The organism is Methanoculleus nereidis, assembly GCF_032944295.1.
Taxonomy (GTDB): Archaea; Halobacteriota; Methanomicrobia; order Methanomicrobiales; family Methanoculleaceae; genus Methanoculleus; species Methanoculleus nereidis.
In genome coordinates, this window is sequence record NZ_JABFFQ010000001.1 from 435,510 (window position 1) to 455,483 (window position 19,974).

Here is a 19,974-nt window from a genome sequence, read left to right on the forward strand (position 1 = left end):
ACAATCAAACTATGACCAGTCCAAAACGTGTTGGAAGGATCGAGTTCGGGCTCTTCTCCCCGAAGGAGATCCGCAAGATGAGTGTTCGAAAGATCATCTGGGCGGACACCTACGATGATGACGGGTTTCCCTACCCGCAGGGCCTGATGGACCTGAGCCTGGGCGTCATCGACCCCGGTCTCCGGTGCAAGACCTGCGACCAGAAAGCGGCCGATTGTCCGGGTCACTTCGGGCACATCGAGCTCGCGAAGCCCGTCATCCACGTCGGTTACACCCGGCTGATCCGGAAACTCCTGCGGGTAACCTGCCGGTCCTGCTCCCGGTTGCTGATGACGTCCGAAGAGGTCGAGAAGATCATCGGCCACGAGGACAGCGAGCTCGCGGGCGAGATCGTTTCTGAGAAGGATATCAAGAAAGAACGGGTATGTCCCCACTGCGGGGAGCAGCAGCTCAAGATCAACTTCGAGAAGCCTACCACCTTCTCCGAGGTCTTCGTGGAGGAGGGGCGGAAGGTCGAGCACAAACTGACCCCGGCCGACATCCGTGCACGCCTCGAGCGGATCCCGGACGACGATCTCCGGGCTCTGGGGGTCAATCCGGACGTCGCGCGGCCGGAGTGGACGATCCTCACCGTCCTCCCGGTTCCGCCGGTCACGATGCGCCCCTCGATCATCCTCGAGAACGGGCAGCGATCCGAGGACGACCTGACCCACAAACTCGTGGACATCATCAGGATCAACCAGCGGTTTAAAGAAAACCAGGATGCCGGCGCGCCTCAACTGATCATCGAGGATCTCTGGGAGCTCCTGCAGTACCACGTTACCACCTACCTCGACAACGAGGTGGCGGGATGCCCGCCCGCCCGGCACCGGAGCGGTCGGCCCCTAAAGACCCTCTCGCAGCGTCTCAAGGGGAAAGAAGGGCGGTTCCGCGGCTCGCTCTCGGGTAAACGTGTCAATTTCTCGGCCCGAACGGTCATCTCTCCCGACCCGAACCTCTCGATTGGTGAGGTCGGGATCCCGCTCGCCATTGCAAACGAGATGACGCTTCCCATCCGGGTGACCGCGTTTAATATCGAGGAGATGCGGCAGTACATCCTGAACGGCCCCGAGCGCCCCACCATCAGGTCGCCCTGCGGCGCAAACTACGCTATTCGGCCGGACAACAGGAGGATGCGTCTGTCGGATGCGAACCTGGAGACGGTCGTGGAGATGCTCGAACCGGGCTGGACCGTGGAGCGGCAGTTAAAGGATAACGATATCGTCCTCTTCAACCGGCAGCCCTCGCTGCACCGGATGAGCATCATGGCCCACCGTGTCATCGTGATGGACGGAAAGACGTTCCGGCTGAACCCGGCGGTCTGTCCCCCCTACAACGCTGACTTCGACGGTGACGAGATGAACCTGCATATCCCGCAGACTGAGGAGGCGCGGGCCGAGGCCGAGATCCTGGTCTCGGTGCAGGCAAACATCCTCTCGCCGAGGACCGGCGGCCCGATCATCGGAGGTATCCATGACCACATCTCGGGCATCTTCCTCCTGACGCACACCGTTCGCCACTTCAGCAAAGAGGAAGTGCTCTACCTCACCCAGCACCTGCCCGTCGAGCACCTGCCCGAGCCTGCTGCGACTGACGCCGACGGGAAACCCCTCTGGACCAACAAGCAGGTCTTCTCGCTTGTCCTCCCCGACAACCTGAACATGGTGTTCCAGGCTTCGTCGTGCCAGAACTGCGAGACCTGCCGGCGGGAGATGTGCGAGAACGACGCGTTCGTCCGGATCATCAACGGGAACCTGGTCTCCGGCACCATCGACAAGAAGGGGATCGGCGCGTTCGATGGCCAGGTCCTGCACCGGATCATCCGGCAGCACGGCATGAAGCGGGCCGCCCGGTTCATCGACGACGTGACGAAGCTCTCGATCCGCGGCATCATGCTCGAAGGGTTCTCGTTCGGTATCGACGACGAAGACCTTACCCGGACCGAGTACGGCCAGATCGACGAGGTGCTCAACGGCGCTCTCAGCGACGTCGAGCGCCGGATCAAGATCTATAACGAGGGGCAGCTCGAACCGATGCCGGGCCGGACGCTCGAGGAGACGCTCGAGATGCAGATCATGCAGGTGCTCGGCAAGGCTCGTGACCGCACCGGTGAGATCGCCGGGCGGCATCTTGGGATGGACAACAGCGCTGTGGTGATGGCGGTCTCCGGCGCCCGTGGGTCGATGCTGAACCTGACGCAGATGGCCGGGTGTCTCGGACAGCAGTCTGTTCGTGGCGAGCGGATCATGCGTGGCTACGAGGACCGGACCCTGCCGCATTTCAGGCGGAATGAGCGCGGTGCGGAAGCGCACGGGTTCATCACCAACAGTTACAAGAGCGGGCTCTCCCCCACCGAGTTCTTCTTCCACGCCATCGGTGGGCGTGAGGGTCTTGTGGACACTGCGGTCCGGACGTCGCAGAGCGGGTACCTCCAGCGGCGGATGATCAACGCCCTGCAGGACCTCAAGGTGGCATACGACGGCACTGTCCGGACGACGGGCGGCCGGATCATCCAGTTCTGCTACGGCGAGGATGGAACCGACCCCGGAAGGAGCAGTTACGGCGCCCCGGTGGACGTGAAGGGCATCGTTGAGAGCGTCTTAAAGGAGGAGGTCAAATGAACAGCGACATGGAACAGCGGATCGATACCCTCGAGCTGCCCTACCGAACCCGGGAAGACCTCAAAGCGAGTCTTGCGGAACGGGATGTCACCGACGAAGAGTTCGACCGGATCCTTGAGATGGTCTTCTCCGAGTACAGGAAGAGCCGTATCGAGCCCTGCGAGGCGGTCGGTGTCGTGGCGGCGCAGTCGATCGGCGAGCCCGGCACCCAGATGACGATGCGAACCTTCCACTACGCGGGTGTGGCCGAGATCAACGTTACCCTTGGCCTTCCCCGTCTCATCGAGATCATGGATGCCCGGCGTGAACCGAGCACCCCCACGATGGCGGTCTACCTGCACAACGACTGGGCGTTCAACCGTGACCGTGCCCGTGAGGTGAGCTGGCAGATCGAGGCCGCGCCGCTTCACGAGTTCGGGGATATCACCATCGACATGGAGAACATGCAGGTTCTTGTCCTGCTGAACAAGGCGGTCTGCGACCGGCGCAAGATCTCGGTGGAAGAGATCCTCGAGGCTGCCCCGAGGAAGATCCGGGAAAAGCGGCACTTCCGTGACTTTGATGTTGAGGGAGACCTGAAAAAGGCTTCGATTACGTTCACCCCGAAGAACCGGGAGAGTTACCAGAACCTCTTCCAGCTCGCAGAGCATGTCAGGCACGTCATAGTCCAGGGTATCGACGACATCGAACGAGTGGTCGTCAGAAAGGAGGGTGGAGAGTATATCCTTTATACTGAGGGCTCCAACCTAAAAGATGTCTTCGAAGTCGAAGGAGTCGATACCTCCCGCACCCGGAGCAACAACATCAGCGAGATCGCCGATGTGCTCGGTATCGAGGCCGGCCGGAATGCAATCATCCAGGAGGCCTTAAGTACCCTGAACGAACAGGGTATCGGCGTCGATGTCCGTCATATCATGCTCGTCGCGGATATGATGTGCATGGAAGGCGAGGTCAAGCAGATCGGCCGGCACGGTATTGCCGGCGAGAAGGAGAGTGTCCTTTCCCGGGCTGCATTCGAAGTGACGGTCAACCATCTGCTGGATGCTGCAATCGCGAACGAGGTGGACGAATTAAACGGTGTCACTGAGAACGTGATCGTAGGCCAGCCTATCCAGCTTGGTACCGGTGATGTGAAACTCATCGCAAAACCCATAAACCTGAAAATCTAGGAGAAATTATAATGGACTTTAATGCTTCGCTACGTAAAGCCGTGAAGACTGGTACCGTGTTCCTGGGCCGAAACAAGACCCAGGAATCCATCGAGGAAGGCAAGGCGAAACTTGTCGTGGTGGCCAGGAACAGCCCGGAATCCGTCAAAAATCTGGTGAATGAGATCGATGTCCCTGTCTACGTCTACGAAGGCTCGAGTGTCCAGCTCGGGAAAGCCTGCGGCATGCCGTACGTCGTCAGTGCGCTTGCCGTGGTCGAGCCAGGCGAATCCGATATCCTGAATGCTGCGAGAGTGTAGACGATGCCACAGGTCACGCTGACTGAGGAGTGCATGCGCCTCATCTCCCAGTTCGAGAGCCTTACCGGCGCAGGCAGCCGCGATTGTATCGTCGATAACCGCAACGAGCGGATTATCTTTGTGGTCAATCCCGGCGACATGGGACTCGCTATCGGCAAGAGTGGGTCGAGTATCAAGAAGGCTTCCGATGTGATGGGTAAAAGGATCGAGGTTGTGGAATACTCCGCGGATCCGGGCCAGTTCCTCCGGAACTGCTTCCTTCCCGCCCAGGTTACCGGTATCGACTTCGACACCAATGAAGAGGATCAGCAGGTTGCCCTTATCGAGGTTCGCGACGAGGACCGGGGCCTTGCCATCGGCAAAGCGGGGAAGAATATCTTCAAGGCAAAGGTTCTCGCACAGCGGCAGCACGACATCGCTGATGTCCAGCTGATGCAGAACGACACTGCCTGAACGTTCCCCTCTTTTTTTGCAGCTACCCTGATGCGGCCCGATCCGGGCGGTATGTTGTTCCATCGGGGACGTTCTCGTGGGACCGATCCACGCAGAAGGTTTCGAGCGGGCTCCTATCCAGAAATTATTTATATCTGTGTGTGCTCCATGACACTCCTATGAGCGGTGGGTCTGTCCGGATAGTGAAGCCTGCTTCATCTGTAGCAGAACCGGCGAAAAAGGTGCATGGAGTTCCTGGATACCCGGGGTGGCGCTATTGAAGCACCTTCTTCTCGCATCTGTGGTTCTGGTGATCTTTATCAGTATGGTCACCTCCTTCGCGTCCGCCCTCCCGGATCCGGGGGAGAACGGCACCACCAATGCACCGGAGGGGAAAGTCAGCGGCGAGAAATCAGTCACCGCGAGGACGCCTGCTGTCTCTGAAGAGACCCCGGTGCCTGAAGAGACGGATGAAAAGATCGCAGCACAGAAGGAGCCCGGCATCCTGGTAACTGGTGGGACCACGCCGACACAGACCGCGCCTCCATCGGAGAAAACGGAACCGCCTGCGCCGCTCACGTCTCCCCCGGCCGCAACGACCCTGTCGGAGTTTACCGGGGCGACGGTTGCAACCACCAACGAGACCCCCGGTGCGGAGACGGAGGAGACGCTGACGGCAACACCATCTGCGAATGCAACAACCTTTCCGGAATCCGCCGCGACGGAGACCGAATACGTCGACGACTCCGAAGATGAGGAGGTGGAGGAGGAGCCGAAAGCGACCTCTACCCTGGCAAAGTATGCTCCGCCACGCCCGAGCGCGACGATGGCGAAAGCACACTACTCTCACGACCGGCCGCTGGTGCAGAGCGATCACCAACTGGTCAATCCTGGAACGTCATATACCCCTGAGAAGAATGAGAACGAGACCGGGATGGCGGCCCCGGTCGCCGTCGTCGCACGCGACGGTCTGCTCGTCAGGGGTGTCGGAGTGATCCTCGACCGGACACCCGCAGAAGTTGCCCTCACCCGGAGCGGGGTGGAGATAGCGAACCTCGACTGGCTCCTCGACCCGGCGATGCTTCTGGGCGGTCGGCACCCGCGGGCGGTCTTCGAAGGTGAGACCTTCACCGTCACTGTGACGGTTGAGGCGAGGAACCTGACGGTCACGGGCGATCACCCGGCCTACGTCGTCCTGGTGCCGCCGCCAGACGAGACCGGGGTCTACGAGATCACGCGGACCCGCGAGCCCCGAGCTCTCGGGGACGGAGAACGCGGTGTCTGGGAGTTCTCAGTCACCACCCGCACCGGGAGGCTGACGCTTGCAAACCTCACCCTCCCCGAGGAGCGACTGGTCACCAACCTGACGTCGAACCCGGACGCCTTCGCCTTCCGGGCATACGCTCTTGCAGGCAACCAGGAGGTGCTCTCCACAGGTGTCTCCGATCCGGTGCTCGCCATCCAGTCTGACGGGAGCGCGGGCTTGGCGGAGGCATCTTCACTTCCCGGACTCTACGCGCTTTCGGGCGTCGAGAACTCGACGCTCCGCCCGTCGGAGACGATGGCCGGGGCGTGGGCGCGGGGTGTCGATCACGATACGATCGTTGCCGGGGCTATTGGGCACCTCGAGGCCCTGAGCAATCTTGGGAAAGAAGAGATTGCGGCCGTTTACGACCTGGAAGGAGGGACCGGGGAAGGAGACCAGTCCACGTCCTCGCCGTCGGTATTCGACCAGATCATGGAGTTCTTCTGGGGGCTGTTTGGGATGGGCCAGGAAAGTGCTTCGTGAATGGGGATGAGATACTTTTTCCCGATTCCTATCGGAACTCCAGATTAAACTCCGCTCTTTCAGAGCGTCGCGACTCGCACCTGCGGTGCTCGAACTTCCGCCGCTTGCTATGCTCACGCCAGTCGTCGCTCGAAAACGCTTCGCGTTTTCTCAAACTCCGCTCTTTCAGAGCGTCGTTTCTCTAAACACCTTCCAGAGATACGCGAGCCCGAAGCACCCCGAGAGCATCATGTCCCCGAAGGGCGCCGCCTGGTATGCCTCCGGGAGCAGCCGGAGCCGATTCGGGCCGGTGACGACCACGGCATCGGTGGCAAGGGGCTTTCTGACCGCTGCCCCGTGGCCACCGTCGTCGAAGACTTCTTCCGAGGTCAGCGTGCCGTCGGCGAGCCGCCGGATGTAGTGCTGGAGTTTTTCGGGGTCGAGTGCGCCGGTGTGGTGCTCGAAGAGCCCGTGGATCTCCTGCCTTCTCAAAGTGAAACAGAGGGTGTGTCCGTTCCCGGCATTGACGAGGGTCACCCCGGCCTTTGCCATGCGCCGGACCACCGGGTCACAGAGCGCCCCGATGAGAGCGACGGGGCCGGTGTCGGTGACGAGCGCGCCCGGCGCCTGGCGCAGGACGGCCTGCATCCGGGTCATATCAGCGATTGGGGGGTCGCTCGCGAGCGAGAGGAGGTCCCAGTCTCCGGCGTCCAGTCGGTCCCGCATCAGTTCGAACCGGTGAATGCGGTTGCTCCGGTGCGGGGAGTAGCCGTGGTCCTGGACCGCTATCGCCACGTTCTCCGGGTAGTCGACGCCGAAGAGGGCGAGCGCCTGCCTGAGTTCCGGCTCCATGTAGTCGGTGGTGCGGACGATCGCCGCATCCCCTGGAGGATCGGCGCGGATCTCCACACCCATTGCCCGCACCCGTTCCGGGTCGTCGTGGAGGGTTCCCGCGGCCTCCGGCGTGGCGTAGACGGGAAGGCCGCGGGAGAGGTGCTTCCGTATAGCGCCGGTATTCGCGCCGCCGCCCATCAGGTATCCGTCCAGGAAGACCGGGAGCCCGGCCCGGGTCGCCTCCTGGATCTTCCCCGCCGTCACCACAGTCGGTGAGGGGAGGACCAGTTTGATACTGTTTTCAATCGATCGGCCGGGCTCGTAGACCAGGATGTCCTGGGTGCCCCTGCCGACGTCGATGGCGAGGAGTGAAGTTGTCAGGTCGATCATGGATGAGCCTCACGCGCTGCCGCGGCGTCATGCCGGGCGGCTTCTATATCGAGTCATCCTGCAAAGCCAAAAAGGTGCTCTGGAGAGTTGCTTCGTGCTGTGAAACCCAGAGTCAAAAACGGTGTGGGCCCGGTCAGGCATCCGCCCGGTCTGCAACCGGGGAGAGGCCGGCACCGGTGCCCCGGTCCTGGCGGACCGGCTTATACTCCCGGTACTCCTTGAGGGAGACTGTGAGATCCCGGGTGAAGGCGAAATAGCCGATCTGGGTCGTCCGGCAGAGGTTCATCGCCATCTCCATCAGTCCCCGGGGGTCGGGGCGCGCCTCCCCGAGCCATACGTGGAAGATGTTCCCGCCATCCACGATGGGGAAGAAGATATGCTCGATCTCGATCCGCTTCGTAAGCGGGACAGGGGCTCCTGGGGCGACATGGGTCCCGTTGGTATAGTAGATGGGAAGGTCGAGCGTCGTGCCGAGCATATCGAGCGCCTGTTCAGCGTCGCCCTTGATGACCTTGAGCGCGTGCTCCCGGAACCGCTCGTCGAGGAGGTCCGCGACCGCGAACCGCTGGCCTGTCGTCTCCGCCGGGGTGCGGGCGAGGGCGATCGTCATGTTGTGCTTCTTTGAAAGTTCGCGCGCGTACATCTCGAGTTCGGTCATGGCCCGGACGGCGAGACGGAACGCCTCCTTGGACTCGTGGAGCTGGTGGCCGGTGAAATGCTGCACCATCTCGTTGACGCCGACGACACCGATGGTGTAGACGAGCCCCTCGAGGTCCACGCCAACCGTGCCCCGTTCGCCGGTGTTCGGGTCCTTCGGCCGCTGCATCGCAAACGGCATCCGGCCGTTCGTCCGGATGAGAGACATCCAGCGGCGCTTGATCCGATAGAGGTCGACGGCGATATCCATGAACGATTTCAACTCGGCAAAGAGCCGTTCCTGGTCGCCTTCCGCCTTGTACGCCGCTCGCGGGCAGTTGATGGACATCACCTGCCAGGACCCCATCGAGAAGTGTTTCCCTTCCCGGAAGTAGAGTTTGTCCTCGAACTCGTCGTCCTCGTCGGCGAGGGAGGAAAATTGATATGCGCAGCAGTTTCCTGTCACGATCCCGAGCGCGTTTGTAAAGGTGTGGGTGTCAGCAACATCCACGAGGTCGTAAACGTAGCCGTCGTAGGGCAGTCTCTCGATAGACCGTATGCGGACCGGGTGAATATCGCCGTTGATGAGCCGTTCGACATTTCCAGTCTGTGCCTCCGGTCGTATAAGGGAGACCTGCGCGCTATGATGGCCCGACGAGGCATACTGACTGGCATAGACAAGCCCGGTGTACTGGAGCCCGCTTGCTTCTATCGGGAGGCGGGTGAAGATCCCTCCGGTCTGCCTTGAAGACCCGGTGATCGCTGTCGTGCCGTACCCTGTCTTCTGAGAAAACCGCCGGATCTGGTCCTGAGCCGTGATCGTGCAGGTGTAGGCTGTGAGAGCGTACGGCTTGCCGGTCTGGGGGTGCGTGACGGTCGTCTCCTGTTCGACGTAGTTCATCTGGACTCCGATGCGCTGCGCGAGCCAGACAAGTTTCTGAACTGCGTTCCGCGACACCAGTTTTATCCGGATGCTCCTTGCGCGGTGGATGTACGACCCCTGCTGCCCTGCCTGGACGCTGATGTTGCCGTCACCGCGGAACGCGGCATCGAGGTACGTGCCTACCAGTTCCCTGTCGACGTCGAAGAGCAGATCCGGTACGTTCTTCTCGGCAGCGCATTTTCCGCAGCTTATCGCATCGAGAAGGAGATAGAGGAGTTTGCTATTGACGGTGACGTTGACGGCCGTGGCCTCCTCGGAGATCAGCGGCTCATAGCCGAGGAAGCCTTTGATGCACGCTGCAGCATCCTTGATCAGGTCTTCTTCGTGTTTTCCGAAGGAGAGCCTTACCGTATACCGCCGTCCGCTGGTGTCGCTGCATCCCTCCGCGAGGTAGTAGCCGAGGAACCTGACGAAATCCTGTGTTACGGGAAGCATCTCAGACAGACCGCGGTTCTTTGCGTTCCGGATATTCACCTCACCGTCCCGGAGCACGATCTCACCGGCATGTCCGGCGGCGCGAAGCGCCTCTGCGGTGTCGAGTTCCCGAACCGGGTTGCTGCCGAACTCGGCGGTTTTGACCACCGGGAGGTAATCCCCGGTGCTGAGTCTTCGTGCCGACGTTTTCGTGAACCTGCCTGCAGCCAGGGTGAAGACGGGGTGATCCGGCGTGACGGTGATCCGCCGGCCGGACTCGAGGGTGATGCGGAGCACCTCTCCCGAGTGCTTCTTTCGCATGACCCCGCGGAAGGGGCGCAACGATGCCGTCATGCCGACGATGTCGACACTCAGGGTCTTTGCGTCGAGGGGGGCGAACTCCGTTCCGTACAGGTCGGTTTGCCTGTTTTCTTCAGGCATGTCTTTGAAGAGATCTTCGATCTCCTGGATCCGGGTCCTGCCGTTCGAATCCACGATGGGAACCAGTTCGTCACCCGCCAGGCATTGATAGCACGAGATCCCCTCGCCGGCGCCCCGGTAGGGAGGGATCTGGTTGTCGTAGTAGGGGGTGCCGTACTTGGACGCGAGTTCGAACGTCATCAGGTAGAGGTCCTGGTAGGTCGGGAGGTCGGGGTGCTCGCGGTTGAACTCCTCGTCCTCGTTAAGGAAGTCGGGTTCGATGCTGATCTCGGGTTTCGGGAAGGAGAAGGGCTTGCCCCAGTAGTCGCCCTCGAGCATCACCTCCATCAGCGCCTTGAAGAGGAGCCGGACCTCCCGCTCGAACTCCCCGTAGGTCCGGAGCGGTGCCTGTTCTCCGTTCCAGACTTTGCCGCGGTAGACGCAGGGTTTGTCCCGCCAGAGGGTGGGGACGCCCGGGGAGAGCTGGACCGACGAGAAGACCACCTGGCCGCCGCGTGCGACCATCATCTGGGTCATCTCGTAGACGAACATCTGCATCAGCTGCTTGATCTCCTCGTAGTCCATCCCCTCGAGGAAGGGCGCCATGAACGTGAGGAAGTTGTAGTAGCCCTGGCCGCCGGCGAAGTTCGTCTGGGCGGACCCGAGCGCCTTGACCGCGTGGAGGACCGCCACTTCGGCTCTCTTCGCCGGGCCGGCGACCGAGGCCTTCGTCCCGTTGCCGTCAGGCATCAGGCCGTAGTAGAAGAAGTAGCGCAGGTCCCAATCCTGGCAGTTGTGGATGAGGAGGCCGTCGGAGGAGTAGAACGTATGGCTCTCCTCGCTCCCGTCGCCGTCGAGGAAGAGGTCGTAGACGTACGCGCCGGTCGGTTCTGCCATAGAGACCTCGACGACAGCCTCCTCCCGTTCTCCAGCCGCCCGCTCCTTCACCGCGGAGAGGAAACCGTCGATGTGGTTCTGCCGCTCATCGAGGAACGTGGCATACCGGGCGAACGCCTCGATGTTCCTCCGACCGTTGAGCTGGAGACGGTAGAGTGTCCGCCGCTCCCCGTCGTCCCCATAGAGCTCGACGATGTGGGGGGTCATCCCTAGCGTTGTGAGCAGGAGCGAGAGTTCCTGCCGGAGCGCCGGCGATGCGGTGGTGTAGTTGACGATGCAGTCCGACTTCTCCGGGCGGTAGTAGGCCGAACCGTCCCCGGTGAAGAGGGCGGAGAGGAACTCGTGGAGGAGCACGTCGTCGAGATGGTAGACGATCCAGGGGAGGCGTTTTCCTGCTGCACCCTCTGGGATGGCAAAGACGTAGCGGAAGAGGAGATAGGGTACCTTGCCACCGAAGTAGACCTGCAGTGCCCGGTTGCGCTCCACCTCGATCCCGTAGATGGTCGTGGTGTCGGGGGCGCCTCCGGCGATCGTTGCATAGGTATTCAGGGCGGTGCATGCCGCGGCCCCTATGGCGGACGCCTGCCGGTTCTCGGTGATCGCGAGGTTGTACTGCCCGACCGCTGGAACGGCGTTATAGTTCCCCTCCGAGACGAAGAACCCGAGGAGCCGGACGAGTTCCGGCGTAAGGGTGAGAAGGGCCGGCAGTTCGTGTTCGCTCCCGGCGGCCCCGATGGTGACCCCGGCATAGTCTTCGATGCCGTAGCGGTTGCAGAAAGCGTTGAAGAGCGCGACCGGCATGATTCCGCGCGTATACCACTGCTTTCGGTGCTCGATGCCGAGTTCCCGCGAAATCTCGGCGTACGAGGCGGCCCGCCCGCTCTGTACCACGCCGGCAAAGATCTCTTCGGCACCGCGGACGTAGACGTTCTCGAGAAGTTCGGTCGGAACCGATGCGAATAATTCCCGGACAAGGTCGATTGATTCGATCGTCTCTCCACGGACGGCGCTGGTTGGGGAGATCCGGTAAAGGGCGTCTCCCGGACGTACCTCATCGGCACGGCGGATGGTCATCCCCTCGTCGGTTCGCACCGGGATCCGGTGCTCGCCGGTGACCAGCAACGATCGCCCGCCAGATGTCCGGATCCGGAACATCTCGCCCGGGTTCACTCTCCGGCGGGTCACCTTTGCGACGCGCCTCCAGCCCCCCGGTGTGAGCGCACAGAGATCCTGCGGGATCCACGCATCGCCGTCGATCGGGAGTTCGGCAAGAAGGGTACTCCTGATGCGGTTCTCCATCCGCAGGGGTACGACCGTGCTCCCGTCGATACAGAACGGCCGCGTCCCGAAGTATTCCAGGTCGTGGATGTGGAGATCGCCGCGGAGGTGGTGGTCCGCGAGTTCCGGAGGGAGTTGCAGGAGGTACTGCTCCTTGCTGATCTTGTCCGCCTTCTTCTTGTGCGAGGTCTCGGCGTTCTCCTGGAGGTTGGCGTTGTCGTGCGCCTCGAACCCCCTCCCCACATCGATGAGGTGCGCGTCGAAGACCGGCGTTCCCACCCGGGTGCAGACGTTGCGGTACGATGTAAGCCCGCGCTCAAGGAGCGTCATATTGACGATCTCGCGGATCAAAGGGCCGGAGAGCGACTGGAGGCCCAGCATCTGGATCTTCCTCTCTACACGCCGGGCGATATCCTTTGCTGTCTCTTCATCGGCCCCTTCGTAGCCGTAGAAGACTTCAACAAGGCGGCTCTCCTCCAGGATCTGCCGGACAATCCGGTTGCGGTTCCAGTCGAGAAGATACCCTCGCGAGGTCCGGACCTTGGGAAAAGTGGGGACGAACTCCCCAAATAGAGTTGCCTGCGTCGACTTGCGTGTCAACCTCATGCCCCCGCAATCAGGTCGGCGACAAGGTGTTCCTGGAACGCGCCTCCGCTAAAGAGATCGGCGGATGTATAGAATGCGTCGCCCTTCTGCAGCACTGGCGCTTCCTGAACAAATACGCCGTTCATACGGAGTTCCGTCAGCCCTTCAGCGGACGCCATATCGCACTCGGTGAAGGGAACATTCCTGGAAGCCAGGAATTCTTTGAGAATCTCGCAATTCGGGCAGAATTCCAATGTATATATGATGAATTGTGCTGTATCGGAAATGAGAATACCCCCGGAGTCGGTCGTTATGTTTTCGCTCTGGACGAATATAACAGGTACCATTCTTACGAACGGGCAACAGTTTGCCGGGGAGCACACACTCGTGGTGCTAGTGGGGATCACAGCGAGGAAATATCTTAGATTCGGCCGTGAACTCTCTTTCTACCATATTCCGTCGGGTGCGCCTCTCTAGGACAATCACCATTTTGTAGGGTGAGGCACGATAGTACGGTAATATGGTCAGGACGTTCGTTGCAATCGAGCTGCCGGAGGAGATCCGCGAGAGAGCCCGTGAATCCCAGGAGATCCTGAAACGGTCTGGTGGGAGGCTCTCTATCGTTGACCCCGCAAACCTCCACATCACGGTGAAGTTTCTCGGGGAGGTCGATCCGGCACTGATCGAACCGATCATCGAGGCTCTCCGGGCCGTGAGTGCCGACCCTTTCGAGATGACAATCGGGCATGCGGTCTGCAACCCGCCACGGCGGCCGCGGGTGATCTGGTGCGACGTCACGGACCTGGGGGAGAGCGCCGCCCTTGCCCGGCAGGTGGACGATCTCCTTCTCCCGCTCGGATTTCGCCGGGAAAGCCGCCCCTTTCGACCCCACGTGACCCTTGCACGGGTGAAGGAGTTCCACCCCTCGCAGTGCCTCCAGGTGGCGTCACTGCCGCGCGAACCGCTTGGGACATGCCGGGTGGAGAGTATCAGGCTCAAGAAGAGCACGCTGACACCCCGTGGCTCGATCTATGAAGACCTTGCGGAGGCCCCGCTGTGACCTGGTGCCCCTGCGAGGAGGAGGTGCTCAATAGGATCCGCCCCACGCCTGAGGAGCGGACCTACATCCGGGCGATCGGGCAGCAACTGATCGAGGCGGTGGAGCGTTCGGGAAAGGCGAAGGCGATGATGGTGGGGTCGGTCGCCCGCGATACCTTTGTCCGGGGCGACCGGGACCTCGATGTCTTCATGCTCTTCGACCCCGCCCTCTCCCGGGAAGAGCTGCAGGAGCAGGGGCTGACCCTGGCGCGCCGGATCGCAGAGGAGTTCGGCGCGACCTGGCGCGAGAAGTACGCGGAACACCCTTATGTCAATGCGACGATTAACTCGCTCGACATCGATCTCGTCCCCTGCTACGCCGTACCAAGCGCCACTGAGATCAAGAGCGCTGTGGACCGCACCCCGTTCCACACCCGCTACATCCTCGCGCACATCAACGACTATGCCGACGATGTCCTCCTCTTCAAGCAGTTCGCGAAGGCGGGCGGGGTTTACGGGTCGGACCACATGACCGAGGGGTTCTCCGGTTACCTCTGCGAGATCCTGACGATTTACTACGGGGGGTTCCATGCGCTTCTTCGCGCCGCCGCCCGCTGGAAGCCGGGAGAGGTGATCGATATCGAGGAACACGGGGCGAAGCGGTTTGAGGACCCGCTCGTCGTCATCGACCCGGTCGATCCCGAGAGGAACGTGGCGGCGGCGCTCTCGCTCTCGCGGATGTTCGAGTTCGTGGAGCTCGCACGCGGCTACCTCGCGGAGCCGTCGGAGGCGTTCTTCTGCCGGCCTCCTTCGCCCCCGCTCACCCGGGAGGTCTTCGCCCGTCTCCTCTCCGCGCGAGGGACATACCTCTTCGCACTCATCCTCGCAACGCCGGACTACACGCCCGACACGGTGGTTCCCCAACTCCGCAAGTCCGCCGATTCGATCCGGGAACTCTTTGAGAGGAGCGGGTTTCCGGCGAATCGCATCGACGTCTGCATGGGAAATGAGCGGTGCATGCTCCTCTTCGAGCTGATGGCTGAGACCGTCCCGGCGGTGCGCCGGCATATCGGCCCGCCGCTCTCGGCACGGGAGAACGCCGAGAAGTTCCTCGCGAAGTACGTCCGTGAGGAGGTCTTCGCCGGCCCTTACGTGGAGGACGGCCGCTACGTGGTCGAACTCCCGCGCCGGTACACCCGGGCCGTCGACCTCCTGCGGTCGAAGGCGCTCTTTGACGTCGCGCTCGGCAAGCACGTCCGCCGCTCGATGAAGCAGGGCTGGACGGTGAAGGCCGGTGCGGAGTGCTGGGACGAGGAGTTCGCCGTCTTCGTCTCGAGGTTCCTTGACCGCGCATCGCCGCTCGCGAGGGTAAAAAGGATGACAGGGAAGTAGGGATCTGCCGGCCCGGCTCCCTGCATCTCTCAACCGATCAGGGGAACCCTGCACCCCTGCGCGTCGCCATCGGCTGGAACCCCCGGTTTTTCCTGGACGGCTTTTTGCAGCGTGAACCGGAACGCCGCCCCTTCCTCAGGCCGGCCCGGCACACGATCCTCCACCCATATCCGGCCGCCATACCGCTCGATGAGCACCTGCACGAGAAAGAGGCCGAGCCCTTCGCCGACGCCCCTTCTCCTCTTCTCGTAGCGGTGGAAGATTTCCTGCTTCTGGTCGTCGGGGACCCCCGGACCGGTATCCTCGACCGAGACCCGGACGAACCCGTCTTCGTCTTCCACGCGGACGGTAATCTCAACGCCGGGGCCGCCGAACTTGACGGCGTTGCCGATGAGGTTAGAAAAGACTTCTGAGAGGAGGTCGTCGGCCAGCACCTGGCGCTCGGCCGCCTCGTAATGAATGGCGTTTTCGGGGAACTGCGCGATCTCATCGCGGATGACCGCGTCCAGGTCCACGCGCTTGTGCCCGCCGGACGGCTGGTGGATCCGCCGGATCGTCGAGACGTTACCCAGGATCTCGATACTCTTTTTGATGCTCCGCTGGAGTTTCTCTACGTATGTTCGTGAATCGCCATCCAGGGTCTCGATGAGCAGATCGGTGTAGAGGTTCGCGACATTCTCGGTGTTCTTGATGTCGTGCGTGAGGATGTCCAGGTAGAGGTTCGCCTCGCGGTTCGCACTGTCGAGTTGCTGGTGGAGCCGGGCGAGGTCTTCGGTGTGGCGCTGGAGCGCTTCTTCGGTCTGCTTTCGTTCGGTGATGTCGGTGTACATGGCAAAGGATCCGGCGAACCTGCCGTCCTCATCCTTTCTGGCGGTTGCGGAGACCAGCACCCACCGCGCGCTGCCGTCCCGGTGCCTGAGCCGGCACTCGTACCTGCCGTCGAGGCCCTGCTCTCTTGCTACCATGCGGTTCCGGTGCGCGTCGAGTTCTTCGGTAAACAGGAAGTCGGTTAACGGCCGTCTGAGCATCTCCTCGACCGAATAACCGAGCATGCCGGCCATGGTGCGATTGGCGTAGGTGGTCATATAACGGCTGTCTATCTGGAGGATACCCTCGTTTGCCATCTCCACGATGGAGCGGAATTTCTCCTCGCTCTTTTGCAGGGCCTCCCCGGTCACCCTGCGCTCGTTTGCTTCGGCGGTCAGCATTAGAAGGAGAGTCTGCTGTTTGCGAAAGACGAAGTAAGTGGCGGTCACGGCCAGCAGGGTGGTGAAGAGGACGGTATGCATGTGCGATTCCGCGAGCGTCATGTTCGGGTAGAAGTAGTCCTTCATGGACTGGTAGACACTCATCAGGACGAATGCGAATACGCCCACCTTTCCAAGCGTGAGGTAGAGGTTGACTGGCTGGGACTCCTTGCTCATACGCACCCCGGGCAGATGCGGGACGGGATCTGCTGCATGCTACGGTAACCCCGGTCTGCGGGGGTTTCGTGCAATGCCGCGCCTGGTGAAACCAGCGGTCGGAAACTCTCTTTGGCCGGCCGGTTTCCGCATACAACGGCCGGAGCCTGAGCAACTGCAGCAGCCCGATTGCCGATTGCATTCTCCCCCACGATACAATAAATCTTCCCGACCGTGCAGGTGTTCACACCTCTCTCCCGGAAAAACCGTTGCGCCCGCCCGGTACCCCGGTGCGTTTCCGATCCGTATATTACGTTGAAGGGTTATTTTTCAGCATAGGGTCTCCTCATCTGGCTCCTCCTCTCGGTCTCTCTATTCGCCGGAGAGCGTTCAGCTCTCTGACACCTTTCTGGTCGAGTCGTTCCTGATCGTCTTCTCGGCCGCGCTTGGGACCGTCCTCATTCTGGTCTACTTCAGGGGCGTGCGGGACCGTTTCGTCCGGGAGGGCGCCCTGCTCGGCGCCGTATGGCTCCTGATCAACTGGGCGCTCGGCGCCGCTTTCCTCCTGCCCCTCTCGGGGATGGACGCCGGCACCTACATGGCAGAGATCGGCCTTCGTTACCTCACCATCCCGATCATCGCGGTCGGGATCGGGTATGCGGCCGGACAGGCCGTGCGGGGTGCGACGGTTCGTAGAACCAGAGCATGAGAAGACCGAAGGTCTTCGAGTGGGGTCCCCTCCCGCTGCCCACAACTCACATCCGGATCTTCCGGAAGAGGTACGCCCCGATGACGGTCATGAGCACGGCGCAGCCGGCCATAACAGCGAGGCTCGCGAGCGGATGAATCTGGGCGGTGCCCGAGAGGCCGTAGCGGATCCCTTCGACGCCGTAGGTCAGGGGGTCGGCGAGCGTCAGGGGCCGGATCCAGTCGGGCAGGCTGGCAATGGGGAAGAGCGCTCCCGAGAGTCCGAAGATGGGAAAGATCACGAAGTTCATGATGAGCTGGAAGCCGTGCATATCCTCCATCCTCGATGCGATGGCGATCCCGAACGCGGTGAAGGTCACGCCGATCAGCGCCATGAACCCGATGGCGACCAGGAATCCGGCGATGCCGGCCGGCTTGAGCCCGATGAAGAGCGCAAACACCATCAGGATCAGCCCCTGGATAACCGCCGTCGTTGCACCGCCGAGCGTCTGGCCGATCATGATCTCGAGCCGCGAGACCGGGGCGACGAGCGTCTCTTTCAAAAACCCGAACTGTTTGTCCCAGATGATCTGGATCCCCGAAAAGACCGAGGTGAAGAGGACGCTCATCGCCACGATGCCGGGGATGATGAATTCCAGGTAGCCTTCTTCCATGCCGGGAATCCGGACGATTGAGTTCAGCCCGAATCCAAGTACCAGCATGAAGAAGAGCGGCATCCCAAGGCTGCCGGCGATCCTGCTCTTCGACCGCAGGTAGCGCTTGACGTTCCGCAGCCAGATGGTGTAGACGATATCCACCCTTACCGCCTCCTTGCCCGCTGGGACATGCGTATCGTCTCTTTGCCGTCTGCCCCCTCGTCCCGGATCGTTCTCCCCGTATAGTGCAGGAAGACGTCCTCGAGCGTCGGTTTCCTCACCGAGAGGGAGGTGATGCCGATGCTGCTCTGGTGGATGGCGGTCACGATCCCGGGGATGTGCCGGTCGGCTTCCTGCAGGCGGACCGTCACCGAGCCGTCGTGCCGCTCGATCCCGGAGACCCACGGGGCGGTCAGGATCTCGGCGATTTTATCGGGGTCGGGCGAGGTTATGGTGACGACGTCGCCGCCGATGGAATGTTTCAGGTTCTCCGCGGTGTCGAGCGCGATGATTGCTCCACGGTCGATGATCGCCACCCTGTCACAGAGCCGGTCGGCCTCCTCCATGTAGTGGGTGGTGAGGATGATGGTGATGCCTTTCTCGTCGTTTAACCGTGCAATGTACTCCCAGAGGTGGTTTCGGGTCTGCGGGTCGAGACCGAGGGTGGGCTCGTCCAGGAAGAGCACTTTCGGCTCGTGGAGCAGTCCCCGGGCGATCTCGAGCCGGCGCCGCATGCCGCCTGAGTAGGTCTTGACGAGGTCGTCTTTCCGGTCAGCAAGGCTGACAAGGGTCAGGAGTTCGCCGATACGCCGCCGGCGCTCCTCTGTGCCGATCCGGTAAAGGCGGCCGTGAAAGTCCATGTTTTCGTATGCCGTCAGCTCTTCATCCAGGCTCTGGTCCTGAAAGACGATCCCGATGGACTTGCGAACATCGTCTTCCCGTGTCACGACATCGTGGCCGTTGACCGTCGCCGTGCCCGAGGTGGGCTTCTGCATCGTCGAGAGCATGGAGATGGTCGTCGTCTTCCCCGCTCCGTTCGGGCCGAGGAGCCCGAAGATCTCGCCGCGTTCGATGGTAAACGAGATGCCGTCGACAGCGACGAGGCTATCGAAGGATTTCGTCAGGTTCCGCGCGTCTATAGCCGGCATGGGTATGGTTCCCTGGTATGGAGGATTCGTATGCATTCGAGCACCTCGTTCAATCCTCAGGCGGCTCCTCCGGCACTGTATCGAAGATCCGGAGCATCTCCTCTGCTATCCGACGGAATTTATCCGCTTTGACGATGGCGATTCCGCGCCCCTCGTCGCCAAGGACCATCAGCGTGTCACCGGGTTTGATATCGAAGGTCTCCCGCGCTTCTTTCGGGATGACGATCTGGCCGCGTTCGCCCACCTTGACCGTCCCGAAGATGTGTTTTTTGCCGCCATGGTCGTGGCAGCGGTGGTGATCGTGGAACATAATTCTACTCACTTATCGTGTATTCTCGGCCGCCGGCCTATCGCGGCCGGCACCGCAGGTATTCCCCTGTCTCCTCCTCTATTGTCCATACCGCCGATGCCTGAAGTGCCCGGCGCGTCTTCTCCCGGGACTGGTGCCCTTCGTCGAGGATCAGGGTGCCGTTCGGTTTTGCAATCCGGTGGAGTTCCGCGAGGAACGCCTTCTGGTCCTCGACCATATGGAACATGTCAAGGGCATAGACGAGGTCTGCAGCCGCGTCGGGGAGGGTCGAGTCGTAGCCCTTCGCAAGGATGGGAACGACATTTGTAAGCCCTTCTTTCCGGGCCCTCCGTGAAACGGATCCGACAGCGAGCTCGTGGACATCCACCGCATAGACGGTGCCGGTCGCACCGACGAGCCCGGAGGCCTTTTTGATATAGCTTCCCGGCCCGCAGCCGTAGTCAACGACGGTCATGCCTTCCTGGATCCCGACCTCATCAAGCAGCCTCGCCGGAGGCCTGAAGCGGTCCCTGATATGTATGGTGCATGACATCAACCGGAAGTAGAAACCCGGCATCCTGTCTGCGCGTTCTGCGGTTTCATGCCCTGTTTTGATCATGCGGGCTCTTTCCTCCC

At 61.6% G+C, this 19,974-nt stretch carries 16 protein-coding genes; 8 read left to right on the top strand and 8 right to left on the bottom strand.

All coding sequences use genetic code 11. The features are described 5' to 3' along the window. Positions 1–11 precede the first annotated feature (11 nt). The 5 genes from HL657_RS02465 (at position 12) to HL657_RS02485 (ending at position 6,349) form a co-directional block, all read left to right on the top strand. Positions 12–2,660: a DNA-directed RNA polymerase subunit A' gene (locus HL657_RS02465; protein ID WP_317295250.1), complete on the top strand. Its 2,649-nt coding sequence runs from the start codon at positions 12–14 to the stop codon at positions 2,658–2,660. An 8-nt stretch (positions 2,661–2,668) separates the two neighbouring features. Next, positions 2,669–3,829 carry a DNA-directed RNA polymerase subunit A'' gene (gene rpoA2, locus HL657_RS02470; RefSeq protein ID WP_394804641.1) on the top strand — a complete coding sequence of 387 codons (1,161 nt, stop codon included), beginning with the start codon at positions 2,669–2,671 and terminating at the stop codon, positions 3,827–3,829. A gap of 11 nt (positions 3,830–3,840) precedes the next feature. After that, positions 3,841–4,128 carry a 50S ribosomal protein L30e gene (locus tag HL657_RS02475; RefSeq protein WP_317295252.1) on the top strand — a complete coding sequence of 96 codons (288 nt, stop codon included), beginning with the start codon at positions 3,841–3,843 and terminating at the stop codon, positions 4,126–4,128. A 3-nt stretch (positions 4,129–4,131) separates the two neighbouring features. Beyond that, complete coding sequence (locus tag HL657_RS02480) at positions 4,132–4,581, top strand: NusA-like transcription termination signal-binding factor (RefSeq protein WP_317295253.1); 450 nt, start codon at positions 4,132–4,134, stop codon at positions 4,579–4,581. A gap of 304 nt (positions 4,582–4,885) precedes the next feature. Next, positions 4,886–6,349 carry a hypothetical protein gene (locus tag HL657_RS02485; protein ID WP_317295254.1) on the top strand — a complete coding sequence of 488 codons (1,464 nt, stop codon included), beginning with the start codon at positions 4,886–4,888 and terminating at the stop codon, positions 6,347–6,349. 165 nt (positions 6,350–6,514) lie between these two features. Here the strand turns inward: HL657_RS02485 and HL657_RS02490 are convergent, their stop codons facing one another. The 3 genes from HL657_RS02490 to HL657_RS02500 form a co-directional block, all read right to left on the bottom strand. Then, positions 6,515–7,552: a DUF1786 domain-containing protein gene (locus tag HL657_RS02490; protein WP_317295255.1), complete on the bottom strand. Its 1,038-nt coding sequence runs from the start codon at positions 7,550–7,552 to the stop codon at positions 6,515–6,517. A 133-nt stretch (positions 7,553–7,685) separates the two neighbouring features. Continuing rightward, a complete protein-coding gene (gene nrdD, locus HL657_RS02495; protein WP_317295256.1) occupies positions 7,686–12,746 on the bottom strand; it encodes an anaerobic ribonucleoside-triphosphate reductase in 5,061 nt (1,686 codons plus the stop codon). Further along, on the bottom strand, positions 12,743–12,871 hold the full coding sequence (locus HL657_RS02500; RefSeq protein ID WP_317295257.1) for a hypothetical protein: 129 nt from the start codon (positions 12,869–12,871) through the stop codon (positions 12,743–12,745). The genes nrdD and HL657_RS02500 overlap by 4 nt, the downstream gene beginning before the upstream one ends. 374 nt (positions 12,872–13,245) lie before the next feature. Here HL657_RS02500 and thpR point away from each other — a divergent pair, with 374 nt between their 5' ends. Then, on the top strand, positions 13,246–13,785 hold the full coding sequence (gene thpR, locus HL657_RS02505) for an RNA 2',3'-cyclic phosphodiesterase (protein ID WP_317295258.1): 540 nt from the start codon (positions 13,246–13,248) through the stop codon (positions 13,783–13,785). Beyond that, on the top strand, positions 13,782–15,155 hold the full coding sequence (gene cca, locus HL657_RS02510) for a CCA tRNA nucleotidyltransferase (protein ID WP_317295259.1): 1,374 nt from the start codon (positions 13,782–13,784) through the stop codon (positions 15,153–15,155). Before thpR ends, cca begins: the two co-directional genes overlap by 4 nt. 29 nt (positions 15,156–15,184) lie before the next feature. Here the strand turns inward: cca and HL657_RS02515 are convergent, their stop codons facing one another. Then, on the bottom strand, positions 15,185–16,579 hold the full coding sequence (locus tag HL657_RS02515; RefSeq protein WP_317295260.1) for a sensor histidine kinase: 1,395 nt from the start codon (positions 16,577–16,579) through the stop codon (positions 15,185–15,187). Between the two features lie 460 nt (positions 16,580–17,039). Here HL657_RS02515 and HL657_RS02520 point away from each other — a divergent pair, with 460 nt between their 5' ends. Further along, the gene (locus HL657_RS02520) at positions 17,040–17,267 is read left to right on the top strand and encodes a hypothetical protein (RefSeq protein WP_317295261.1); all 228 of its coding nucleotides are present in this window, start codon (positions 17,040–17,042) and stop codon (positions 17,265–17,267) included. A 46-nt stretch (positions 17,268–17,313) separates the two neighbouring features. On the opposite strand, the gene HL657_RS02525 is transcribed toward HL657_RS02520, so the two are convergent. From HL657_RS02525 to HL657_RS02540, 4 genes are read right to left on the bottom strand one after another with little or no spacing between them, the layout of a single operon-like run. Continuing rightward, complete coding sequence (locus HL657_RS02525; RefSeq protein ID WP_317295262.1) at positions 17,314–18,063, bottom strand: ABC transporter permease; 750 nt, start codon at positions 18,061–18,063, stop codon at positions 17,314–17,316. A 2-nt stretch (positions 18,064–18,065) separates the two neighbouring features. After that, a complete protein-coding gene (locus HL657_RS02530) occupies positions 18,066–19,049 on the bottom strand; it encodes an ATP-binding cassette domain-containing protein (RefSeq protein ID WP_317295263.1) in 984 nt (327 codons plus the stop codon). A 49-nt stretch (positions 19,050–19,098) separates the two neighbouring features. Further along, positions 19,099–19,359, bottom strand: coding sequence for an AbrB/MazE/SpoVT family DNA-binding domain-containing protein (locus tag HL657_RS02535; RefSeq protein WP_317295264.1), 261 nt, complete (start codon positions 19,357–19,359; stop codon positions 19,099–19,101). A gap of 37 nt (positions 19,360–19,396) precedes the next feature. Then, complete coding sequence (locus HL657_RS02540) at positions 19,397–19,891, bottom strand: class I SAM-dependent methyltransferase (RefSeq protein WP_317295265.1); 495 nt, start codon at positions 19,889–19,891, stop codon at positions 19,397–19,399. Positions 19,892–19,974: the final 83 nt, after the last annotated feature.

Coding starts and splice junctions, on each gene's coding strand:
- HL657_RS02465 (WP_317295250.1), top strand. CDS start 12: ATGACCAGTCCAAAACGTGTTGGAAGGATCGAGTTCGGGCTCTTCTCC.
- rpoA2 (WP_394804641.1), top strand. CDS start 2,669: ATGGAACAGCGGATCGATACCCTCGAGCTGCCCTACCGAACCCGGGAA.
- HL657_RS02475 (WP_317295252.1), top strand. CDS start 3,841: ATGGACTTTAATGCTTCGCTACGTAAAGCCGTGAAGACTGGTACCGTG.
- HL657_RS02480 (WP_317295253.1), top strand. CDS start 4,132: ATGCCACAGGTCACGCTGACTGAGGAGTGCATGCGCCTCATCTCCCAG.
- HL657_RS02485 (WP_317295254.1), top strand. CDS start 4,886: ATGGTCACCTCCTTCGCGTCCGCCCTCCCGGATCCGGGGGAGAACGGC.
- HL657_RS02490 (WP_317295255.1), bottom strand. CDS start 7,552: ATGATCGACCTGACAACTTCACTCCTCGCCATCGACGTCGGCAGGGGC.
- nrdD (WP_317295256.1), bottom strand. CDS start 12,746: ATGAGGTTGACACGCAAGTCGACGCAGGCAACTCTATTTGGGGAGTTC.
- HL657_RS02500 (WP_317295257.1), bottom strand. CDS start 12,871: ATGAACGGCGTATTTGTTCAGGAAGCGCCAGTGCTGCAGAAGGGCGAC.
- thpR (WP_317295258.1), top strand. CDS start 13,246: ATGGTCAGGACGTTCGTTGCAATCGAGCTGCCGGAGGAGATCCGCGAG.
- HL657_RS02515 (WP_317295260.1), bottom strand. CDS start 16,579: ATGAGCAAGGAGTCCCAGCCAGTCAACCTCTACCTCACGCTTGGAAAG.
- HL657_RS02530 (WP_317295263.1), bottom strand. CDS start 19,049: ATGCCGGCTATAGACGCGCGGAACCTGACGAAATCCTTCGATAGCCTC.
- HL657_RS02535 (WP_317295264.1), bottom strand. CDS start 19,359: ATGTTCCACGATCACCACCGCTGCCACGACCATGGCGGCAAAAAACAC.
- HL657_RS02540 (WP_317295265.1), bottom strand. CDS start 19,891: ATGTCATGCACCATACATATCAGGGACCGCTTCAGGCCTCCGGCGAGG.